This window comes from Vibrio sp. 03_296, assembly GCF_002265885.1.
Map to the genome: position 1 here is coordinate 1 of NZ_NPKW01000120.1, position 6470 is coordinate 6470.

A 6470-nucleotide genomic window follows, 5' to 3' on the forward strand; every position below is an offset into this window, starting at 1 on the left:
TTGAAGAGACGAACAGGGTCAACAGGTGGACGCCCATTATCTTTACAATAAAGATGAGCGACTTCATCACGAATGAATTCAAAGTCGATAGCATTATCGATTTTGCGCACTAAATGGTCTTTAGGAACTAACTGTTCCATCGTCACCATTTCCAGTTCGTATTGTTGCGGGGTGGGTTCTTGAAGCATATCGGAGTATCCATATTTCGATACCCCTATTAGATCAAAGGTCTAGCTCGAAAGCTAGACCTTTGTCAGCAGTCTGAAAGGCATCCACTGGATGCCTTTGTTGTATTCGATGCTGGCTTACGCCGATTTGAGCTGGAAGACACTCTCTTCAATCGTGAGCTTCACTTCCGGGTAGAGCAAGGCGTAGAGCAAAGTGGCAAACTGTGCGGTTTTCTCGCTGTCGCAGTTGCCGTCACTATCAAGGTAGCCTTGCTGTTTTAACGTGCTAAACAGAGAGGCGAACACACCTTTGTCGAAGTACTCCGGCGCATTGATGCCATGTAAGCGAGTCAAACGTTGAGCGATATCTTGGCTCTTTTGTTCCAAATCCGCTTTCGCCAATTCAGGATTGGAGACCAGCAGGTTGAAGGCAATCGAGTAGCGCTGAAGCGTTTCAGAGATGGTGCGACCGAGCAAGACAAGCGTTAAGGTATTCGCTTGATTTTTCGCAACCTTATCATCTTTCAGGCTGATCAGATCCTGCGATACCAACTCATTTAGCACTTTCACAACCAGTCCATCGAGATCTTCTTCTTTGTGGCTCAAGAACAGTTCCGCTTTCAGGAATGGGTAAATCTCCGCCACTTGTTGCTGGATTTGGCTCACGGTTAGATTTTCCTGACGAATGATCATCTGTGCAATCAGTGATGGCAGCGCGAACAAGTGGATGATGTTGTTGCGGTAGTAGGTCATCAAGATCGACTGATTACGATCGAGCGAAATGATGTCGCCCATGGTGTCGGTTTCGATGACAAACTTATCCAATGAAATCGCGTGTTCCACCAGAGCTTCCGCGCTTTCAGAAGGCACAGTATAAGTCTTTGAGTACGGTACGTTCTTCAAGAGCTGTAAATAGCACTCAATCTGATGAATCAGGGAATCTTTAGAAAGCGCACGCTGACGTGAGGCAAGTAATGCGGTGGCACACAAGGTCAACGCGTTCGCGGCCGCAGCGTCGTTAATGTGCGTCATCATCTTGTTCGCCAACTGGTTCACCACTGGATTGATCCATTGAGGTCGGCTTGCACCCATTGGGTCGATGTCTTTGGTCCACTCAGGAGCATGCTCGTTGAGGTATTGGTTGAGCGGAATAGGCTCACCAAAGTTGACATAACCCAAGCCAAAGTTACGCAGTTTGCGCAGCGTGCGCAGCACAAGACCCGCGTTTTCTTTCTCTTTACGTTTACCACGCAACTCTTTGGCGTAGGTTGCTACTTCCATCACGTGCTCGTAGCCAATGTAAACGGGCACTAAGGTGACTGGGCGATTTAGCCCACGCAGCATCGCTTGAATGGTCATTGCCAACATGCCAGTTTTGGCTGGCAGTAAACGACCCGTGCGCGAGCGGCCACCTTCTGAGAAGTATTCTACCGAGTAACCTTTGGCAAAGAGCTCTGCCAAATATTCGCGGAAAATGGTCGAATAAAGACGATTGCCTTTGAAGCTACGACGAATAAAGAACGCCCCACCGCGGCGGAAAATCGGACCCGCAGGGAAGAAGTTGAGGTTTATGCCCGCGGCAATATGCGGCGGCACCATCCCTTCGTGATAAAGCACGTAAGAGAGTAATAGGTAGTCCATGTGGCTGCGATGGCAAGGCACATACACAATCTCATGACCATCTTGCGCTAGACGACGCACCGTCGCGGCGTTGTTGATGTTAAGCCCCTGATAGAGCTTGTTCCAAAGCCATCCCAGCAAGCGATCGCCTTGTTTCACCAAGGAGTAGGAGAAGTCTGCTGCAATCTCATCCATGATGTCTTGCGCTTCTTTACGCGCTTTCTCCATCGAGATGTTTTTGCTTTTTGCTTCTTCCTCAATCGCTTGCTCAATGGCTGGCGATTTCATCAAACGAGCGAACAGAACTTGGCGTGAAGGCAAGTCCGGGCCAGAAGCCGCCAGTTTTTGACGCGAGAAGTGAATGCGTGCTACGCGCGCCAACTTGTGGGCAATCGAGCTATCGGTGCCGTGTGATTGCGCCATGTAACGCAGTGAGACCACAGGACTAAAGCGCACAAGGCAATCACGGCCGGCGGTGATCACCGCTTTGGCTTTTTGCAGGCCATTCATCGCTTGTAGGTAAGGCTTATTGTTGCCTTCTTTACCCGGCTTACGCCCCCACAATACAGTGGCAGGGATCACTTGAACATCCAGTTCGCTGTCTTCCGCGTGCAGTGTCAGCAGTTCAGAAAAGAGTGCGATGGAGTCACTTGGCACATCGTTATCGCTTTGAACCAAGGTTGGTCGAGAGGCGATAAACACATAACGTTTGAGTGATTTGCCATGAATCTCAAGCGGAGAAAGTGGATCGGGTAATCCTAACTCGAGTGCGTGTTTTTGGAGCGTTAATAAGTCCACGGCCGAGCGAAACGGCAGGGCATAAACAATCGGCTTATTAATATCGATATGGTGATCGTCGATTGGATTAGAAGGAATTGCAGTGCCTTTTACCAACGCCGACAGCGGTAGCTTCAGTAATGAATGTGAAAATGATTGTCCTGAAGACATATAGGTTCACAGCCTCAATAGAATTCAAACATACCCAAACTTATTTCTGTTACTGAATGATTCCAGTAATAGGAATAAATCTGAGCGATAATTTTTAAGCGGCAAGGATACCAGAACTGGTCAAACCTTTTAACTTAATTGAGTATGGATTAGACGAATTTCCTTAAATTGCGTTGAACCGAGCGGGTCAAGCGCGGCGTTTTAAACACAAATGTTCAGCAAAAAGAGAGAAGAAATTAAAAAACAATCAATTGGGTTTCCATTTGTACAATTACTGGATATACTCACAGTTAACTGTATAAAAAGACAGGTGACCTATGAAGCCGTTAACGCCACGCCAACAACAAGTTTTCGATCTGATTAAAAGCAAGATCGAAGTGACTGGAATGCCACCCACTCGTGCGGAAATTGCGCGTGAGCTGGGCTTTCGCTCTGCCAATGCGGCGGAAGAACATTTAAAAGCGCTTGCTCGTAAGCAGGTGATCGAAATTGTCCCGGGTGCCTCTCGTGGGATCCGTATTCTGCTCGAAGAGGAAGCGGCAAATGATGAGCCGGGTTTACCTCTGATTGGCCGAGTTGCGGCAGGGGAGCCTATCTTGGCGCAAGAGCATGTGGAAATGCACTACCAAGTGGATCCGAGCATGTTTCGACCTCAAGCCGATTTTCTTTTGCGCGTTCATGGCGAAAGTATGAAAGACATTGGCATTATGGATGGTGACTTGTTGGCTGTGCACAAAACACAAGACGTGCGCAATGGGCAAGTTGTAGTCGCGCGTGTTGAAGATGATGTGACGGTAAAACGTTTGGAACGTAAAGGTTCAACCGTGCTGCTCCATGCAGAAAATGAAGAGTTTGCGCCTATCGAAGTGGATCTCACTAGCCAGCAGTTGACCATTGAAGGCATTGCTGTAGGCATTATCCGCAATACGGATTGGATGTAATACGCCCAATTATGTGCAAAGTAATGCTCAATAAGCTCCGTTTCTACGGAGCTTATTTGTTTTGTCTCGGCCTCATTTGACGATCGTTTCTCAGTAAGGCGTCAGTGAGGGTGCACCGCGCGGATTGAAATTGTAATTGAGATTTATTATCATTAAGTTCTTTATGGAACGATGAGAAAGGTCTCGTGATGTCTTCAATCAAACAGTCATCGGAAAAGGGATATCCGGTACCAGCAAGATTGTTGCAGCCGTTGTGGCTTCGTAGCCGAGAAAGCTTGGTCGACGGAGGCTTAATCTATGACCCGATTGCCGCGAAAGCCTGTTTAAGTTGCAAGCTTGCGCCTGAGTGTTTATCTGGTGATGTGGCGCAAAAGCAGCTGTTACACGCGACCTTAGCGCAGCAGTGCGATCAGCAAGTCTCGCAGTTTTTACAGCAGCACCCAGAAGGGTGGATTATTAACGTTGGTGCTGGTCTCGATACGCGCTTTTATCGTCTTGATAATGGTCGATGCCATTGGGTTGAGTTGGATGTTACTGAAAACTTGCTCTGGCGTCAGCGATTGTTCCACAAGAATGAACGCTACCAGCAGCAGCATGGCAGTGTCGATGACCTCTCTTGCTTAGAGCAACTGGCGATCAACGACAAGACACCGGTATTGATCGTGTGTGAGTTGGCGCTGCTCGATTGTCCATTGGCGCAGGTTGCTAACTTTGTGCAATTGCTAGGGCGACGTTTTGTGTCTGCGCAGGTATGCATGGTATTGGCAGGAGACTTAACCGACAGCAGCCTGGGGCAGAAATTGGGCTCTGATCGTTATGCGCATGCCATGGCGGCGCCGGCAGAACAAGTATTGCAGTGGCTCCCTTGGGCCCAATGGGTCAAAGTGTTTTCTCCCTTCGATCGTTTTTGTGCACGTTGGAAAACATGGCAACGTTGGCTAAGTAAAATTCCCATGCTGAAACATCGTCTTACTCCCGTCGTGGTCCATATGAAATGGTAAAAAAACAGCAGGAATTTCCTGCTGTTTTTGTTTGGGGAGCGGGGGAGTTCACACTAGAACAGACGGTTTAGTCCATTGAGTGCGGCAACGCGATACGCTTCGGCCATGGTGGGGTAGTTGAAGGTGGTATTGACGAAATACTCGATGGTATTGGCTTCACCTTTTTGCTCCATGATCGCTTGGCCGATATGAATGATTTCCGCTGCGCGTTCCCCAAAGCAGTGAATGCCAAGAATTTCTTTGGTTTCACGATGGAAGAGAATTTTCAAGCTGCCGATGTCTTTGCCGGCAATCTGTGCGCGAGCCAGATGTTTGAACGAAGAGCGGCCAACTTCATAGGGCACTTTCGCTGCGGTTAATTCTTGTTCTGTTTTACCAACCGAGCTGATTTCTGGAATGGTGTAAATCCCCGTTGGGATGTCATCAATCAGATAGCCATCGGCTTTGCCCTTAGTAATGGCTTGCGCCACAAAGCGCCCTTGGTCATACGCTGCGCTCGCAAGACTTGGGTAACCAATCACATCGCCCACTGCGTAAACGTGTTCCACTTCGGTTTGGTAATTGCCATCAACTTTCAGCTGGCCGCGAGAGTCACCTTGAAGCCCAACCGCGGGCAGGTTCAATTTGTCGGTGTTCCCGGTGCGACCATTGGCGTAGAGCAAGCAATCGGCTTTCATTTTCTTGCCCGACTGAAGATGAACAATCACACCATCTTCGGTGCCTTCAATGCGTTCATAGGTTTCATCATTACGGATCACGACGCCGCTGTTCCAGAAGTGGTAGGAAAGCGCATCGGACACTTCGTTGTCCAAAAATGCCAGCAAGCGATCGCGTGTGTTGATGAGGTCGGTTTTAACCCCCAAACCACGGAAGATGGATGCGTATTCACAACCAATCACCCCTGCGCCATAAATGATGATGTGGCGAGGGTCGTGTTTGAGACTGAGAATGGAATCGCTGTCGTAGATTCGCTCATGATTAAAGTCGACATCGGCTGGTTGATAAGGGCGAGAGCCAGTGGCAATCACAAACTTATCCGCTGTATACACTTCTTCAGTGCCGTCGTTTTGCGTCACGCTAATGGTGTGCGCATCGGTAAAGCGGGCAGTGCCGAAAATCAATTGGCACTGATTGCGGTCATAAAAGCCTTGGCGCAAGCGAGTCTGCTTGTCGATAACGGATTTCGCGTGGCCGAGAATGGTTGAGAACGTGGCGTGTAAACTGGAGTTGTTTTTGCAAAACAGAGGGTTGCTGTTGAATTCAATAATACGGCTAACCGCATGGCGCAGTGCTTTGGATGGAATGGTGCCCCAGTGAGTACAACCGCCGCCAACGCTGCTCTCTTTTTCCACCACTGCGACTTTCAGGCCAGCTTTGGTTAAACCCATTGCTGCCCCTTCACCGCCAGGGCCGCTCCCGATAACAATCACATCGAAGTGATTCGCATGCGCCATGATTTCATTCCTTGTTATATTTGCTTAACATTGCTTTAGCGAGATTTTAACTGATTATACCAGCAGGTAAACAGCAGGCACGGCAGAGAGTGGAAGTGATCACGCACATTTCACGAAAACCAATCAATGGCATGGCGAATGTCGACAAATTGAGCACAAAAGATTGCATAACCGCCTTGGCCAGTAGTAACGTGCTCGCCAAGGCGCATCATCGCTTATCGCTAGCAGTGATTCGCGCTATAGTAACGGCCGAAAGCCAATTTAAGATAAGAGCAAACATCATAATGAATCAATGGGTATTCGCGCACAGCAAGGAAAGAGAAAACGCGTCGTTCTTTG

5 protein-coding genes and 1 pseudogene are annotated in these 6470 nt (G+C 48.6%); 3 read left to right on the forward strand and 3 right to left on the reverse strand.

Annotated features, from left to right (window positions below; translation table 11 throughout):
- Together CIK04_RS14605 and plsB are read right to left on the reverse strand one after the other, a co-directional pair.
- Positions 1 to 188 (reverse strand): annotated as a pseudogene (locus CIK04_RS14605) (IS5/IS1182 family transposase); the annotation flags it as partial.
- A 117-nt stretch (positions 189 to 305) separates the two neighbouring features.
- The gene (gene plsB / locus CIK04_RS14610) at positions 306 to 2735 is read right to left on the reverse strand and encodes a glycerol-3-phosphate 1-O-acyltransferase PlsB (RefSeq protein WP_097353616.1); all 2430 of its coding nucleotides are present in this window, start codon (positions 2733 to 2735) and stop codon (positions 306 to 308) included.
- 317 nt (positions 2736 to 3052) lie between these two features.
- Between plsB and lexA the strand changes: the two genes are divergently transcribed.
- Together lexA and CIK04_RS14625 are read left to right on the forward strand one after the other, a co-directional pair.
- Positions 3053 to 3676, forward strand: a complete 624-nt coding sequence (gene lexA / locus CIK04_RS14620) for a transcriptional repressor LexA (protein WP_011079176.1) — start codon at positions 3053 to 3055, stop codon at positions 3674 to 3676.
- Positions 3677 to 3864: 188 nt separating this feature from the next.
- Positions 3865 to 4677, forward strand: a complete 813-nt coding sequence (locus tag CIK04_RS14625) for a class I SAM-dependent methyltransferase (RefSeq protein ID WP_026050300.1) — start codon at positions 3865 to 3867, stop codon at positions 4675 to 4677.
- 53 nt (positions 4678 to 4730) lie between these two features.
- On the opposite strand, the gene sthA is transcribed toward CIK04_RS14625, so the two are convergent.
- Complete coding sequence (gene sthA / locus CIK04_RS14630; RefSeq protein WP_011079178.1) at positions 4731 to 6131, reverse strand: Si-specific NAD(P)(+) transhydrogenase; 1401 nt, start codon at positions 6129 to 6131, stop codon at positions 4731 to 4733.
- A gap of 95 nt (positions 6132 to 6226) precedes the next feature.
- Here sthA and CIK04_RS33380 point away from each other — a divergent pair.
- On the forward strand, positions 6227 to 6470 hold a 244-nt coding region (locus CIK04_RS33380; protein ID WP_325205719.1), incomplete at its 3' end, for a hypothetical protein.